Source organism: Streptomyces sp. NPDC048171 (genome assembly GCF_043202655.1).
Taxonomy (GTDB): domain Bacteria; phylum Actinomycetota; class Actinomycetes; order Streptomycetales; family Streptomycetaceae; genus Streptomyces.
Map to the genome: position 1 here is coordinate 35,530 of NZ_JBIDAU010000020.1, position 14,102 is coordinate 49,631.

Consider the following 14,102-nt stretch of genomic DNA (forward strand, 5'->3'; position numbering starts at 1 on the left):
TCACGGCCCGCGTCGCCGGTTTCCTTCCCTCATAGGCCCGGATCGACCCTCCGGGCAACGTGAGGGAGGCGATGTACATGCGCGTGTTGTACCTGCTCAACATCTCCAACCCCGACCGGCTTTCGGCCGACTCGGGGTGGATCTTCGCGGACCTGCTCGCTCCGGCTCTGGCGGACGCCGGGGCCGAGGTGACCGTCGCGGCACCGGCGGCGGCCGGGGATGCCCGCTGCGGCTTCCACCAGACGAAGGTGCCGGGGACGAAGTACCGGGCTCGGTTCTCCGCGGACATCGACGAACTGGTGGCACTGATCCGGGCCGAGAGGCCGGACGCGGTGGTGGCCAACCAGGTCGAGGAGGCCGCAGCGATCCGCACGGCCCTGCTGGAGGCCGGATCGGACGCGCTGCTGGCCGGGTACTGCCACTACCTGCCGTTCTCCTTGACCAGCGGCGGTCAGCTCCTGCTGGATCCGTCCCTGAACGACGCAGGTCTGGGGCGGCCGGTGCTGCTGGCGTTTGTCGCCGGGCTGGCCGCCTGTGACCGGGTGATGGTCCACTCCTCTACGGCCGCCTCCTGGGTGTCGGCCGCTGCCGCCCGGTTGACCGTGGACCTCGGCGAGAGGCTGCGGGTGGTGCCCGCCCCCCGCGACGAGCGTCTGGTCCGTGCTCCTGCCACCGCCCAGCCCACCTCCGACGCTGGGGCGATCGGTATGTACAACCACCGGCTGTACGCGCACTTCGGCACCGAGCAGTTCGTGCACCTGGCCCGCGACCTTGCCTCCTCCAGCATCATCCGGCTGCGGGTGATGGACCTGTTCGGCCAGCGCCGCGCCGAGCGCACGGGCCTGGACGACAGCCCCGAGAAGATGCGAGACCAGCTCGCCGCCCTGCCGCACGTCCAGATCGTCTCTGACCGAGGCGACCGCGTCCGCTACAAGAACCTGCTCGCCGGCGCCCGCTTCGGCATCGCCCCCTTCCGCCCTGGCTGCCCCTGGTCCATGAGCGTGATCGACTGCCAAGCCATGGGACTGCCGGTCATCTCCCCGCGCCTGGGCTGGCTCGCCGAGCACATCGACACCGAGCTGTGCTTCGACACCCCGGCCGAGGCCGTCGCCTTGGCCGAACGCCTCGCCGCCGAGGACGAGTTTCACGCTTTGCACGCCAAGCGCGCTTACGCCTCCACCGCTGACTTCGCCCCCGCCCTGGTCGCTGCCCGCTACCTGGAGGCTCTCTCGTGACGACCAGGTTCGACGCGGTGTTCCTCTCCTACGACGAGCCGATGGCGGGCTCCCTCCACGCCCGCCTGCAAAGAACGCTCGGCGGCACGGTCAAGCGCCTGCACGGCGTGCACGGGATGCGGCGGGCCTACCGGCTGTGCGCCGAGATCGTCGACCGCGAGCAGTTCTTCCTCGCCGACGGCGACTTCGCCATCGACACCGGCTTCGCCTCCTCCATGGTCGAACCGCTGGACGAGGGCGTGTCCATGCGAGTGTGGCGGGCGGTCAACCCGGTCAACGGCCTCTCGTACGGCTACGGCGGGCTGAAGCTGATCCAACGCAGCGCCCTGCGTGAGATGGGCGACGCCGTAGACGTGCTCGCCGCGCTTCCGGGCCGCATCGAGTTCGCCGAACAGATCGCAGGTGTCACCCGGTTCAACCAGAGCCCCTTCCATGCCTGGAAGGCCGGTTTCCGCGAGTGCGCGATGCTCGCCCGTGGCAGCGAGTACGGCATGGCCGACGACGACGCCCGCGAGCGGGTGGAGGCGTGGACCACGAGCCGGGACGGTGAGTTCGCCGCCTACGCCGCCGCCGGAGCTCAAGAGGGCGTCGCCTTCGCCCGCGGGGCCGCCCACGCCCCCAAGCTGTTCGACCACCTCAACGACCCCGTCTGGCTGCGGGACCGCTTCACCGCCGCACACGGGGACCAGGCGATCTCGGGATGACCGGTGCGCTCGTGCTGATCGAGCCGTACGCGAACCGCATGGGCGGCCACCATCAGCGCACACTGGTGGCGCTCGCCCAGGCCCGGCCGGGCAGCCTGGCCATCGCCCCTCACGGGATCGCCCGCGAGACGGTCACGGCCCTGCGTGAGGCCGACACTCAACTGGCGAACGTCACGGCCGGGCGAGCGGCGGCCGTCCTGCTGGCCGCTTCCCGCCTTATGGCCGGGCTCTCCAGTGCCGGGCAGCGCATCTTCCGCTCGCGCCGATGGCCCCGCCGCCTGCGGCGGCTGCCGCACCAGGTCACCCTTATCGCCCGCTGTCTGGCCGAGGCATCGGCCCTGCGGACCGCCCGCCGCCTTCAGCCCGGCGCCGGGGCGGTAGTGATCCTGACCGCGAGCGAGGCCCTGCACGGGGTCGCCGCTCTCCTCGGGGGCCAACCGCACCTGCGGTTCGTCCACGAACAGGTCACCGCTGAGGACGCTCCCGTACGGCTCCTCGGGCGGCTCGGCCGCCGGGGTGAAAGGCAGGTCATCGCGGTGTGTCCGACGCGGGCCGTGGGCGATCAGATGGCGGCGGCCTTCCCGGATCTGGCTGCGGTGGTTCGGGCCTTCGCGGTCGACGATGGCCACCGTCTGACCGACGCCGAACGCAAGGGCGGCCGGACGGCCTTCGGTCTCCCCGCGGCCGAAGCTGTGGTCTGCCTGGTGGGCGGCTGGTGGCCCTACAAGGACATCGCCGTCATCGACGCTGCACTGGCCCGGCTGAAGGAACCACTGCACCTTCTGGTCACCGGGGCGCCACTCGACGAAGTCGTTCTTGAGCGGTGGCGGGCCCTGCCCGACCTGCGCCTGCACACTGTGCCCGGCCCTGTCACAGACAGCGTGCTGCGGCTGGTCTACGCCGCCGCCGATGCCGCCCTGGTAGCGCGGCACCCCGGCGTCGGCAAGGAATCCGGGCTCGTGATGGACGCCGCCTGCCTCGGTGTCCCCCTGATCGTCTCCGACCACGATCCCGTCCTCACCGGTCGGCTTCGCGGCCAGCCCTGGGCCCTGACCTTCCCCGTCGGCGCCCCGGACGGCCTCGCCGACGTCCTGCGCACCGTCATCCGCCAGCCTCCCGCCCGGCCCGGCACCGAGGCGCCCCGCCTGCTGGGCATGCGGACAGCCGACGACCAGGCCGACTTCCTCACCCACACCTTCGCCTCCCTCCGTACGAAGGAGTCACGATGCTGAGCACTCCGCCGCTGGTCTCCGTCATCGGCCCCATCGAAGCCCCGCTGCTGGCCGCCTGGGTCCGCCACTACCGGCTCCTGGGCATCGAGCGGTTCCTCATCGCCTTTCACTTCCCCGAACACGTCCCCGACCAGCGGCGGCACGAACTCCAGACCGCCACCCGCGAGCTGGGCATCATCCCCACCGTCACCAGCAGCGGCCCCTGGCACGAGCACACCAACGGCGAACTTAGGGACGCCCTGCGGCAGCAGGCAGGGCCCGGCTGGCACCTGCTCGCCGACGCCGACGAGTTCCAGCAGTACCCCATCCCGCTGGACGAGATGATTGCCCAGGCCGAGCACGCCGGGCACCGCGTGGTGGGCGGGCTGATGCTCGACCGCGTCACCACCGACGGCTCCCTGACCGGCTGGGACCCGCAGACGGGTCTGGACGCGGCGTATCCGCTCGGCGCCTTCCTCACCCACCAGCTCCTGCGCGGCGACCCCCGCAAGACCGTGCTCGCGCACTCCAGCGTCGCCGTGGCCTCCGGCAACCACCGCGCCGAGGGCCACCGCCCGGCCAGCCAGCCACCGGTTGCCGTCCACCACTTCAAGTGGCGCGACGGCGTACGGCAGGACATCGAACGACGGGCCGTGCACTCGGCGGACGGCACCTGGAACACCGCTTCGCCGGCCCGGCTCGCCGAGGCCCGCCGCCTGCTCCAGCACCTTCACCGGCACGGCGGCCGGATCGCGGTCGACTCCCCGCACCTGGGCTTCCAGCCTGTCTCGCTTCAGGCCATCCCCGGCTGGTGGGCGGCGCAGGCGACCCGGCTGGTGACCACCTGGCGGCCACCAACCTCAAGGGAGGGTCAGAACCAGCCGGGCTCGATGATCTCCTCGCCCTCGTCCTCGGGCGGTTCGAACCGGGCGTAGAAGTCGTCGAGCGCCGACTCCGTGACGGTCAGCGCGTTAGCGTCCTCACGCAGGTTGCGCTGCTCAAGACGCCGCAGCAGCTCGGCCCGCTCAACAGGGAAGTACAACAGCTGCGGCCGACCGCCCGCCTCTTTGACGAGCTTCTTCCACTCCTGGCGGGCCGAGCGCAGCCATAGGCCGTGGTCCAGTACGACGTCCCGGCCTGCTGCAACCAGCTCCACCAGGCGCTCACGGACCTCGGCGACCACCGGCGTCTCCAGGGCGAAGTAGTCCCGCTCCGGATAATCCACGCCGTAGCTGCCGTGCCGGGCGTGAACCAGCTCATCCACCGACAGCCGTACCGCTCCGGCCGGCGCCAGCCGGCGCTGGGCGTACGTGGTCTTGCCCGACCCGGTCAGCCCGACCAGCAGATACACCACCGGCCCGGTCTCCCGACCGCGGTCAGCAGCCCGGCTGGGCTCCGCCGACTTCACCCGTGCTCTCCTCCTCGCGCTCTGTGGGTTGTCCCTGGAGCCCAGCCTGCCACTCTTCCGCCTGCAGCGCGGCCGAACAGCCGCCGCCCACCTCAGGGAGATCTGCCGTGATCCCACTCAGAGCACTGCGTGCGCACGTGCGGTATGCGCCGGGCTGCCTCGGCAAGCCGTGGCTGGCCGGGCACCTGAGCGAACACCTCAAGCAGCACCCGCTCCCCACGACCGCCCGCGCCCGCACCGTCTCCCCCGTAGCGACCTGTCGTCCGTCAGTGTGCGGACATCGTGCTGATGCCTTGGCCGGCGGCGGGAGCTGGGGTGGTGTTGCAGCTCGGGCGCGGTGTTCGGCGGGCCGGCAGTGCGGGCCTGGGCGGCCTGGGGCGTCGGGGCTTTCGCGGCCAGGGCAGTGTGGCTGTCAGCAGCCAGGTGACCCGGTCGGCGAAGAGGGGTTCGGGGACGGGGATCTCGACGCTTGGGTGGCGGGTGTAGTGGCGGTTGATGGTATCGGCGAGGTAGTTGGTGAGGGCATCGATACGGTGCCGGCGGTGTTGTGCGCTGCCGCCAGGGGTGAGCTGGCTGAGGATGCGCAGGACCGTGGGGAGGCTGGAGTCGAAGCTGATGTCCCGGGGCGGGCAAATACCGGAGACGGTGAGCGGGTCGCCTTCGGAGACGGTGTCGGAGGATGTCTGTCGCTGGTAGAAGGCTGCAGCGTGCTCTTCACCACGCGCGAGGTGGTGCAGGGACAGTCGTCCTTACCGGCACACACACCGCTGACGCCGCGCCCGCGGCCCGAAGCCAACTGCCGCTTCCGCTGCCGGGAGAAGAGACCCCAGAGCACCCGCGCACAAGCCCCGGCACACTCGCGCTGCTGGCTGCCGCCGTGGACATGCCGGACCGGCAGGCTTTGGCCGACAGCCTCATCGCTCACGCCCTCAACCATGAGGACGCCGCCTTCCAGCGCCGCGACGCCCTGCACGCCATAGCCACCCTTGCACCACACTTGGACCACGGCACGCGGGCACGGCACTTCACGACCGCGATGGAATTCGCTCAAGGCGACCATGACGGCAGCGCCGACGACGACCTCCCCCACACGTCCTTCGACCGCATCAGCTTTGGATTCGGCCCGGCCACGCTGCGTCATGATGGCCTTCTGGCTGCGGCATGCCTGGCAGACACCAGCCCGCAGGCAGCCGGTGTAACCGCACGTGCCCTTCACCTCCTCCTGTCCGATCCCGACGCGGACCGGACCACCCTGGTGCGCGCGCTGTTCCAGCTATCCCCATCGGATGTGAATCTGGATCCGATGCTGCTGGCCATTCATCCAGATCACCTCATCCGCCTCCTCGCAGCGGCCCTGTGGTGCGCCAGCAAGGACGCCGACCCGGTCACCGGCCAGTCCCTCATCACGGACCGGCACAGGCTGGTGCGCCAATACATGGCGTCTCACGCATGCAAGGCAGACCTCGTACAAGCCCTGGCGACCGACTCGCGCCGCTCCGTCCGTTGCCGCGCCCAACAAGACCAAAGGCCCGACAGCGAGACCGGCTACACACAGTGATCGCACTGAAGCCTTTGGTGCGCCACTGAAGTCTCTACTGAAATAAATACTGCGCTACTGAAGTCTCCAGAGCCACCCGACAGGTGCGGGGAGCAGAGCCGACAATAATAAGTCCGATTGTTGTCGGTAAAGTTGGCGGCAGGTCAGATCCAGCCCGGGAGGGGCCAGCAGTGGGCATGTTGCAAGAGGTGCACGACTTTCTCGCCAGGCGCATCACTGAGGAGAGCAAGATCGGCCACGCGGTGCAGCCGAATCTTGACGGCGAATGGCCGGCGGTCTGGTACCAGGGGGCAGGCGGCGCCGACGATGAGTTCGAGACGTTGATCCTCGCCGGACCGGAGGGACCTAACTTCGATGCCGGCACCCGGGAGCGGGCCGCCTTCGTCGTGCTGAACGACCCGGCCCACGTACTCGACTTCACCGGCTACCTGCGGTGGACAGTCGCGAACCACAAGCCAGTTCTCCAGCCTGCAGAGGAGAACGGCGAGTCGATCGCCGTAGAAGCGTGCCCCATCGACGGTGCTGAGTGCGAGCCGCTGCTCCGCATGGCCAACATCTGGGAGCGGCACCCCTCATTCAAGCGAAAATGGCGCTGGGAGCCGTCCCTCACCGTCTCGGAAGTCCTCGCGCGCGGAGACGACGAGTGAGCCACGAGGGCCAAGAAGGCAACCCCACGACGGACTTCCCGCCCGTCATCAACGGGCTTGACTTCCTCGAGAGCACTGTCGAACTGCTCACCAAGGCCCCGGCGCCCTCCGCCCGCGATCAGAAGTATGCGGTTGTCCATCTGGCGGCCGCGTTCGAGGTGATCCTCAAAGCCCGGCTCGAGATCGAAGAACCCGCTCTCACCTGGGTGATGCGTCACGAGTTCAACGAGGCCAAGCACAGGGTCGGCGACTTCAAGAGCGTGCAGTGGGAGGACACCCTCAAGCGGATCCGTCAGCACTGCGCCCCGGAGACTCCGCTCATAGAGAAGCCGCACGTCAGGGCCTTGGTCGAGATGCGCAACCGCATCGCACACTTCGGGTTCGCCGGCACCACGGCCGCCGTCGAGGTCGTCACCACGCCAGTGCTGGACTTCCTCGTGAGGTTCGTGCACGGCGACCTGCTCGCGCTCGTCCCTGACCAGCAGGTCACGAGAGCCGAGGAGATCATCGACCGAGTCCGCCCCGATCTAGGGAAGATCGGGGCTCTCGTGAAGCAACGCCTGGCCACAGCAGAGGCGTTGGACGCGGCGCAGGTCGTTCGGTGCTTGGTCTGCGCCGCGAACTCCGTGCCCATCGAGGGCGGTGACCTGCACATCGCCTGCGTCGTCTGCCACACGGACTTCGGCTCGCCTGCTGACGCCGCCTGGATCTACTCCGGCACGAGTGCGTACGAGGTCATGAAGGACGGCGGCGACGACCCGGTACACGAGCACAACGGGTTCCTGTGCCCCGGTGGCGCCGTGACGCGCATGCCAACGGGGAAGATCGACGAAGGTGTGGAGGCCACGGTTCTCCTCTGCCTGACCTGCGGTGAGGAGTGCGCAGGCGTCTGCCAGTACTGCGATCGCGCTGTCACCACCTTCGCCTTCCCCGAGGCCGACATGTGCGGTGACTGCCTGGACATCAGGATGGAGAAGTTCTAGGTGGACGTGCAGCACTGGCTCGAGGACGTGCTGGCCGAAGTACGGGAGCCAGCGGCGTGAGCAAGTACGACGAGAACGAGTTCGTTGACGCCGAGATCGTCGACGAGGACGGCGCCCTGGTGCTCGTCGATGAACCGGTCCGGCCGCCGCTCGTCGACCACAACACCGTGCTGTTCCCGGGCCAGGACCTCCCCACGGCGACCGACGGCCCGAAGTACAGCGAGCGGGACCTGTACGTCAGCAACGAGACCGCCGCGACCTGCAGGACACGGACCCGACCGACGCCGGCCCGATGAAGGCCTTCAAGGAGTGGTGCGTGCAGCAGGGCCGCGTACCGGTGCCGTGCACCACCGCCACGTACACCGAGTACGGCCGGCACCTCATGGCGCGGGGCCTCAAGGTCTCGACCACCACGAACTACATGTCCCGGATCAAGACCGCCATGCCGCCCGGCAAGAAGCCGGACAACAGCCTGTTCCTGCGGCTGCTCGAGGACTACAGGAAAGGGAACCGGCGGGCGCTGCGCGTCCGGCGGGCCTTCCCGATCACCCTGTCGTACCTGGTCCCGATGATGAGAAGGCGGAGGAGAGCGGGAAGCCGGCGGGGTTGCGGGATGCTGCGATGTTCGCCTTCGGCTACTCGTTTCTGGGCCGCTCGATACGGTGCATCCTCCGGGGCGCCGATCAGGCCGTCCCGCTCCCGGCCGCACGGCCGTCGCGGCCGCGACCGGACCGTCGAGAGACCGAGTGCGAGGCCTGAGCAGCGTCATATCACGAGGAAGCGGCGCCGAGTGCGCGGTGGCACAAGATCCACTTCTGATGCTCGCCCTAGTAGTGCTTCGCTAGGTCTACTGTCGGTGAGGTTGCGAATGGTGCCTAGGATCCGGGGCATGGTGACCATCGACGTAGCTTCAGTCGCGAGTGAGGACGAGCTGCACCGACTGCTCCAGCGAGAGTTCGACTTTCCGGACTTCTACGGTCGGAACTGGGCTGCCTTCTGGGATGCCGTCAGCGGCCTTGTTCTCATCCCCGAGCATGTGCGCTTCGTGGGTTGGAAGCCGTTGGCGGAACGTGTCCCGGATGGGGCGATGATGCTGACCGATTGCCTTGATCGATACCGCGACCTCTATCGACCGGGTCTTCGGGTGGAGTACCTGTAGCCGTGACGATTACCCGTCCGTACTGGCAGGACTCGGCCGCAGGTCACGCATGTGCCGGTCCAGCACCTCAGCAGGTTCTGGAGGGTGTCGAGGACCTGGTAGAGGGTCAGGCAGGCGTGTGGCCTTTTGCGTCGAGCCGCCGCAGGGTGAGGAAGGCATGGGCGGCGGTGACGAGGGTGACGTGGTGGTGCCAACCGCGCCAGGTGCGGCCGTCGAAATGGGCCAGCCCCAGGCCGTGCTTGAGCTCGCGGTAGTCGTGCTCGATCCGCCAGTGCACCTTTGCCCACCGCACCAGATCGGTGACCGGTGTGGTCGTGGGCAGGTTCGAGATCCAGTAGCCCGTCGGCGCATCCTGACCGTCAGGCCACTCGACCATGAGAGTCCGGGCGGGCAGGACGCCGTCCCATTTCTGCTGGTGCCCAAGGACCGGCCAGCGCAGGCCAGCGGCCGCCCTCCGCCGAGGTGGCCAAGTCGTGTCACGGGTAGGCCCCGGGCGAGACGATCTAGGGCCTGTTGTGGAAGTCCTGGTCGCGCGGGGTCTGGCATCGATGGGGGCGTCGTTGTCAGTGGTGCTGTGCATGATCGGCGCGTCAGCTTTCACGGAGGCAGGGAAGCACCATGTCGATCACAAACCAGCAGGTAGCGGGACACGCGTTCCTGCAGCAGATGTACGACGACTCGTACTTCCCTGATCACGTGGTCGATCGGGGGAAGGCGATCCTGCTGCGGCTGTGCGAACGCGTGGAGGTCGAGCAGCCGTCGGATCTGGACACCTTGTATGCGCTCACCCAGGCTGCAACGGAGGAGTTCAACCTGCTGGACAGGGAGTTCGTGGCGGCCGGGAGCGGGATCGAGACGGTTGCGCGTGAGTGGATCTGTGACGAGTTTTGCTTTATCGCGTCGGCATACGGGTTCATGGACGCGGATGCGGAGGAGCTGACCTCAGGTCGGGACTGGTGAACGAGGACGGGCAGGCCGCCTTCGGTCAAAGCCATTCGTTGATAGCTGCGATCAGCACGGTCGCCTCGTAGCGGACGGCGAGCTTGTCGTATCGCGTGGCGACAGCGCGGTGTCTCTTGAGGCGGTTGATCCCGCACTCGACCGCATGGCGCTCGCGGTAGTCGACCGGGTCGAAATGCGGCGGGCGGCTGCCGCGGGAGCCGAGCTTTCGGCGGTTGGGCGCCTGGTCGGCCTTGTCCGGGATGGTGCAGCGGATCCCGCGGCGACGCAGGTAGGCGCGGTTTCTGCGGGAGGCGTAGGCCTTGTCGGCACTCACCCGATCGGGGCGGACGCGTGGCCGGCCCGGCCCGATGCGGGGCACGCGGACCTTCTCCAGCACCGGTTCGAACTGCGGCGAGTCCCCACGCTGCCCTGCCGTCACCACGATCGACATGGGCTTCTGACCCTGCTCGACGGCCAGGTACAGCTTGGTGGTGAACCCGCCGCGCGACCTACCTAGCCCATGATCACGGGGCTCGGTGAAGACGCCACCTGGTGGTTCTTTCTGCAGGTCGCCCTGCTTGCGAGCCCCGGCCGCATGCTGATGGGCGCGGCACACCGTGGAGTCGACGCTCAGGTCCCACGTGATGGCACCCTTCGCGTCGGCCAGGGACTGGAGCCGGGCGAGGATCCGCTGCCACGTGCCGTTCCGCTGCCACCGGCGGAACAGGTCGTAGATCCGGCTCCACGGTCCGTACTCGGCGGGGACGTCCCGCCATGGAACACCGGTCCGGACCCGGAACCGTATGCCGTCGATCAACTGCCGCCGAGGCCAGACGGGCGGCCGCCCTGCCCTGGCCCCCTTCGGCAACAACGGCTCCAGCACCGCCCACTGCTCGTCCGTGAGATCTCCCCGACCCATGAACCGTGATCATCCACAGTCCAAGATCCACTTTCGATACACGGCCTAGGCGGCCAGGCGTTCTGTGACGGGGACGGCGAACAGGACGGTGCGTCCGGGCAGGTACAGGCGTCCCTGGTCGAGGTCGCGCAGGTCGGGGCCAGGGCGCGGATCTCGGCGACGCGCGGGGCGTGGAAGACTGGCAGTGCGGTGACGGCGGCCCGCGCGCGTTAGATGCGCAAGTTGCGCAGGGACTGCCAGACAGCGCCGGCCAGCGCCTGCGTTGACCGGGGAACCGACAGATCCTCGTGCTCCCGGTACAGCGACCAGTCGTACTTGACCAAGGACATCTTGTTGGAGGATAGCGATCCCGTCTGGCCCGCTCGGTACACGGCGAGCGGTTCGGCCACTCCGCGGGCGTCGGCGCCGTCTCGCATGATGCTCAGCCACAGCGCGTAGTCCTGGCGCTTGCGCATCTCCGGCATCAGCCGGGTGCCCAGGGCGTTGCGGTCGTACATGGCGGTGAGGGCGCCGATGTAGTCCCGGCGCAGCATCGCCCGGTAGTCCACGTGCCCGCGCGCGCGGATCACCCGCCCGTTGGGGACCCAGTCGGTGCTCTCGCCGTCGTAGTCGGCGTCCATCTTGTAATAGCTGGTGAACGTCAGCGGCGCATCGCCCTCGGCGGCGAAGGCGAGCTGCTTCTCGGTCTTCTCCGGCAGCCACAGGTCGTCGGAGTTGAGGAACGCGACGTAGTCCCCGCGGGCCCTCTCGATCGCGAGGTTGCGGGCCCGGCCCGCACCGCCCCGCTCGGGCGCTGTCTTGGGCAATACGCGCTCGTCCTGGGCTGCGAACTCCATCAGCAGGTCCAATTGAGCTGTCGGAGGACTGGTCGTCGGTGACCAGCAGCTCTACGTCACCGTGCGTCTGCGTGAGCACTGATCGGACGGCCGCGCCGAGGGTATCAGGGCTACGTAGGGCTTCCCCTGGCCGTACGAGCAGCAGAGGTGGGGCACCGTGTCGTCGGCTCTGACGTGGACTCGCACCGCGTCCAGCGGCTCGCCGCCGGCCAGTCCTGCCTGCGGGACGTGGCCTCCTCGCGGCTTCGCGCAGTGCTGGCCTCCGGGGCCTACTCCGCAACCACCGACGCCGCCGCGCTGGCTGGCTTCGACATCGCGGTGATCACCTTGCCGACCCCGCTGCGGGACGGCGTGCCCGACCTGACCTACATCGAGTCCTGTGCCCGGACACCGGGTGAGCACCTGCGCCACGGCGCGACGGTGGTCCTGGAGTCCACGAGCTACCGGCACCACCGAGGAGCTGCTGCTGCCGATTCTGGAAGAGGCCTCAGGCCTCAAGGCGGGGCAGACTTCCGAGTAGCGGACCATCCAGCGGCCTGTTTAGCGAGCGCGTCGGCGGCGGAAATCTGCGCAACTGCGCCAAGACCGCCCGGATCCTGGTTCCATCAGCTCGACCGGCTCAGCACCGTACACCCGGGCGACGAGTCGCTGGAGCGCGCTGGCGGTGTACGCCGACCGAGCGGATGCCCTTCTTCAGAAACCCGGTGTCGTCGATGATCAGGACCGAATCCGGGTCTCCGAGGTGTTCTGACTCCGCCTCCAACGCGAGGCCATCGACACCCTCAGCACCGCGCTCGGCAGCCCCTGACACAGATACGGCAACGGCCGGGGACACCCGGTGTCCGCCGCCGTTGCCGTCGTCTACCGCCGTCAGCGCGGATGATTCCCGTCAAGAACGACATCCCAGCAGTCCGAGTTCGCCACAGCGAACCCTTCTGACTCGTATCAGGAGCGTCGAGCTATCCCCCTGTGAGCAATTCATCCCTGATTTCGCGATGAACAAACACCTGATCGCTAACGCTCGTGCGTAGCAGATTCTTCAAATCCTGGATGCTCTCGATCGAATTGACTGCCTGCGCCACCGGAGATGCAACCTTCTCGACGAGATCCAAACGGAGGTCACCCCCTCCACGCACCTCCGCCACTTCTCCAGACAGTAGGTCGAGCCCGTCACGGGAAATGGAGGTGATTGCGTCCGCTCTAAACCTCACGAGACATTTTGACTCGGGGAGCCATCCCGTCTTGACATTGGCCGCCGGAGCGAAACCGATGTTCACATAGCACGACTCGTCCCAACTGGACTCCTGGACGCCGACGACACAGTAGAGATCGCCGGATGCCCTGTACCAGTTTGCCGACTTTTTTCGAAACCCCAGCGGCTTGAAGACCTCATTGAAAGCCTCCAGGAGGACCGAGTTAACCATCAGCCGAACCTCTTATACGTATCGAGACGGCCAGTCCATCTCTGACCGGTCATGTCCTGCAGCTCGGCGACCTACGTCTGTAGCTGCCGCCCAGTCGCCTGGCTGCTCTTCGCATCCGACTTCAACTCACGCACGCCCGGCCGCCCGGCGACCGTCCCCGCGGCGATCTGCCGCTCGCACTCGGGGGCGTTAGCTCGACACCCACGTTCGACGTGCGCCGTGACAGGGCCACCCCGGGACCACAAACATCGGTTGCGTGATTTCGGACTACGAAGCTGTCGACATCGTCAGCCTCACCGGTCCCAATCCGGAATACGCCCGCCACATCCAAGCAGCCCAGGCCCCCGGCCTGCCCGGCCGGGGCTCCGCTCCACCGGCTGACCGACTCGGAGCTTCAAGAGAAGACCGGAAATACGGCATGCCCGCAGGCAGCCAACGGCGGCTACCCGCGTCCGACGGGCTACAGTTGCGACGAATACCCCTTCCCCTCCACCTGGCAGAGGGCCTTCACTGGATCGCTGCCTCAGCCTGCCCCCTACCCGGGCCGCACGCAGCTCCATGCCGCCGCCCTCCTCGCGGACGAACTGCCAGGCGGCCCGTTCGGCCGGGGTCTTGGAGCGCTGGTAGCCCGGGACGTCGGTGTCGGTCCAGTCCTCCCCGGTGAACGAGGTGGAGCGTGGCGGGTGTCCGATGCCGACGGCGCCGAAGGCACTGGTCGGGACGGTGCGGCGGACGCCTGCGGCGCTCGGCGCGCAGAACCCGGAGTAGGCCCTCCCGGGCCGGGACGACGAGCTCGTCGTCGTTCGCTGGGGTGTGGCGCAGGGTGGGCGAGGCGACGTGGAGGACGTAGCCGCAGCCGGAAACCGCGGCGTACGTTTTCTCGGCCATCGAGTCGATAAGCAAATGGCTCGCCCGGGTGAGCGCGCGCACCACCGCGCTTCCGTACGGGGGCAGGAAAGCGACGGCGGACCGGCCCGTGCTGTGCTCATCTCCCGCGGCGGCCGCTTCCACCACCACGACCGACAGCCGCTCGGACAGCTCTGCGGCTATGGACGCACCGGCCATCCCACCACCGA

General features: G+C 68.4%; 13 protein-coding genes and 5 pseudogenes. 11 read left to right on the forward strand and 7 right to left on the reverse strand.

Annotated elements, in window-relative coordinates:
- Positions 1-77 precede the first annotated feature (77 nt).
- The 4 genes from ACGF3J_RS37020 to ACGF3J_RS37035 are packed head-to-tail and all read left to right on the forward strand — an operon-like array spanning position 78 to position 4,085.
- On the forward strand, positions 78-1,235 hold the full coding sequence (locus ACGF3J_RS37020; RefSeq protein WP_393855907.1) for a glycosyltransferase: 1,158 nt from the start codon (positions 78-80) through the stop codon (positions 1,233-1,235).
- Positions 1,232-1,939, forward strand: a complete 708-nt coding sequence (locus ACGF3J_RS37025; RefSeq protein ID WP_393855908.1) for a hypothetical protein — start codon at positions 1,232-1,234, stop codon at positions 1,937-1,939. The genes ACGF3J_RS37020 and ACGF3J_RS37025 overlap by 4 nt, the downstream gene beginning before the upstream one ends.
- Positions 1,936-3,171, forward strand: coding sequence for a hypothetical protein (locus ACGF3J_RS37030; protein ID WP_393855909.1), 1,236 nt, complete (start codon positions 1,936-1,938; stop codon positions 3,169-3,171). Before ACGF3J_RS37025 ends, ACGF3J_RS37030 begins: the two co-directional genes overlap by 4 nt.
- Positions 3,165-4,085 carry a glycosyltransferase family 2 protein gene (locus ACGF3J_RS37035; protein ID WP_393855910.1) on the forward strand — a complete coding sequence of 307 codons (921 nt, stop codon included), beginning with the start codon at positions 3,165-3,167 and terminating at the stop codon, positions 4,083-4,085. The genes ACGF3J_RS37030 and ACGF3J_RS37035 overlap by 7 nt, the downstream gene beginning before the upstream one ends.
- On the opposite strand, the gene ACGF3J_RS37040 is transcribed toward ACGF3J_RS37035, so the two are convergent.
- Complete coding sequence (locus tag ACGF3J_RS37040) at positions 4,022-4,558, reverse strand: AAA family ATPase (protein ID WP_393855911.1); 537 nt, start codon at positions 4,556-4,558, stop codon at positions 4,022-4,024. The two genes, ACGF3J_RS37035 and ACGF3J_RS37040, sit on opposite strands and share 64 nt — an antisense overlap.
- A gap of 877 nt (positions 4,559-5,435) precedes the next feature.
- Between ACGF3J_RS37040 and ACGF3J_RS37045 the strand changes: the two genes are divergently transcribed.
- From ACGF3J_RS37045 to ACGF3J_RS37065, 5 genes are all read left to right on the forward strand, one after another.
- The gene (locus tag ACGF3J_RS37045) at positions 5,436-6,116 is read left to right on the forward strand and encodes a hypothetical protein (protein WP_393855912.1); all 681 of its coding nucleotides are present in this window, start codon (positions 5,436-5,438) and stop codon (positions 6,114-6,116) included.
- 188 nt (positions 6,117-6,304) lie between these two features.
- The gene (locus ACGF3J_RS37050; protein WP_393855913.1) at positions 6,305-6,763 is read left to right on the forward strand and encodes a DUF6221 family protein; all 459 of its coding nucleotides are present in this window, start codon (positions 6,305-6,307) and stop codon (positions 6,761-6,763) included.
- Positions 6,760-7,746, forward strand: coding sequence for a hypothetical protein (locus ACGF3J_RS37055; RefSeq protein ID WP_393855914.1), 987 nt, complete (start codon positions 6,760-6,762; stop codon positions 7,744-7,746). Before ACGF3J_RS37050 ends, ACGF3J_RS37055 begins: the two co-directional genes overlap by 4 nt.
- Positions 7,747-7,802: 56 nt before the next feature.
- Positions 7,803-8,042 carry a hypothetical protein gene (locus tag ACGF3J_RS37060; RefSeq protein ID WP_393855915.1) on the forward strand — a complete coding sequence of 80 codons (240 nt, stop codon included), beginning with the start codon at positions 7,803-7,805 and terminating at the stop codon, positions 8,040-8,042.
- A gap of 593 nt (positions 8,043-8,635) precedes the next feature.
- Positions 8,636-8,905: a barstar family protein gene (locus tag ACGF3J_RS37065; protein ID WP_352192365.1), complete on the forward strand. Its 270-nt coding sequence runs from the start codon at positions 8,636-8,638 to the stop codon at positions 8,903-8,905.
- Between the two features lie 106 nt (positions 8,906-9,011).
- On the opposite strand, the pseudogene ACGF3J_RS37070 reads toward ACGF3J_RS37065, so the two are convergent.
- A pseudogene (locus tag ACGF3J_RS37070) lies at positions 9,012-9,311 on the reverse strand (transposase); the annotation flags it as partial.
- A gap of 212 nt (positions 9,312-9,523) precedes the next feature.
- Between ACGF3J_RS37070 and ACGF3J_RS37075 the strand changes: the two are divergent.
- Positions 9,524-9,865, forward strand: a complete 342-nt coding sequence (locus ACGF3J_RS37075; protein WP_393790274.1) for a DUF5713 family protein — start codon at positions 9,524-9,526, stop codon at positions 9,863-9,865.
- Positions 9,866-9,890: 25 nt separating this feature from the next.
- Here ACGF3J_RS37075 and ACGF3J_RS37080 read toward each other — a convergent pair whose 3' ends face one another.
- Positions 9,891-10,766, reverse strand: coding sequence for an IS5 family transposase (locus ACGF3J_RS37080; RefSeq protein WP_393855916.1), 876 nt, complete (start codon positions 10,764-10,766; stop codon positions 9,891-9,893).
- Between the two features lie 209 nt (positions 10,767-10,975).
- Positions 10,976-11,747, reverse strand: a pseudogene (locus ACGF3J_RS37085) (glycosyltransferase family 2 protein).
- 2 nt (positions 11,748-11,749) lie between these two features.
- Between ACGF3J_RS37085 and ACGF3J_RS37090 the strand changes: the two are divergent.
- A pseudogene (locus tag ACGF3J_RS37090) lies at positions 11,750-12,073 on the forward strand (nucleotide sugar dehydrogenase); the annotation flags it as partial.
- A gap of 187 nt (positions 12,074-12,260) precedes the next feature.
- On the opposite strand, the pseudogene ACGF3J_RS37095 reads toward ACGF3J_RS37090, so the two are convergent.
- The 3 genes and pseudogenes from ACGF3J_RS37095 to ACGF3J_RS37105 all read right to left on the reverse strand — a co-directional run.
- Positions 12,261-12,350 (reverse strand): annotated as a pseudogene (locus tag ACGF3J_RS37095) (transposase); the annotation flags it as partial.
- A 211-nt stretch (positions 12,351-12,561) separates the two neighbouring features.
- Complete coding sequence (locus ACGF3J_RS37100; protein ID WP_393855917.1) at positions 12,562-13,026, reverse strand: DUF4304 domain-containing protein; 465 nt, start codon at positions 13,024-13,026, stop codon at positions 12,562-12,564.
- 544 nt (positions 13,027-13,570) lie between these two features.
- Positions 13,571-14,091 (reverse strand): annotated as a pseudogene (locus ACGF3J_RS37105) (hypothetical protein); the annotation flags it as partial.
- Positions 14,092-14,102 lie beyond the last annotated feature (11 nt).

Excerpts from the sequence above, each read along its gene's own strand:
- ACGF3J_RS37020 (WP_393855907.1), top strand. The coding sequence starts at position 78 with ATGCGCGTGTTGTACCTGCTCAACATCTCCAACCCCGACCGGCTTTCG.
- ACGF3J_RS37030 (WP_393855909.1), top strand. The coding sequence starts at position 1,936 with ATGACCGGTGCGCTCGTGCTGATCGAGCCGTACGCGAACCGCATGGGC.
- ACGF3J_RS37035 (WP_393855910.1), top strand. The coding sequence starts at position 3,165 with ATGCTGAGCACTCCGCCGCTGGTCTCCGTCATCGGCCCCATCGAAGCC.
- ACGF3J_RS37065 (WP_352192365.1), top strand. The coding sequence starts at position 8,636 with ATGGTGACCATCGACGTAGCTTCAGTCGCGAGTGAGGACGAGCTGCAC.
- ACGF3J_RS37075 (WP_393790274.1), top strand. The coding sequence starts at position 9,524 with ATGTCGATCACAAACCAGCAGGTAGCGGGACACGCGTTCCTGCAGCAG.
- ACGF3J_RS37080 (WP_393855916.1), bottom strand. The coding sequence starts at position 10,766 with ATGGGTCGGGGAGATCTCACGGACGAGCAGTGGGCGGTGCTGGAGCCG.
- ACGF3J_RS37100 (WP_393855917.1), bottom strand. The coding sequence starts at position 13,026 with ATGGTTAACTCGGTCCTCCTGGAGGCTTTCAATGAGGTCTTCAAGCCG.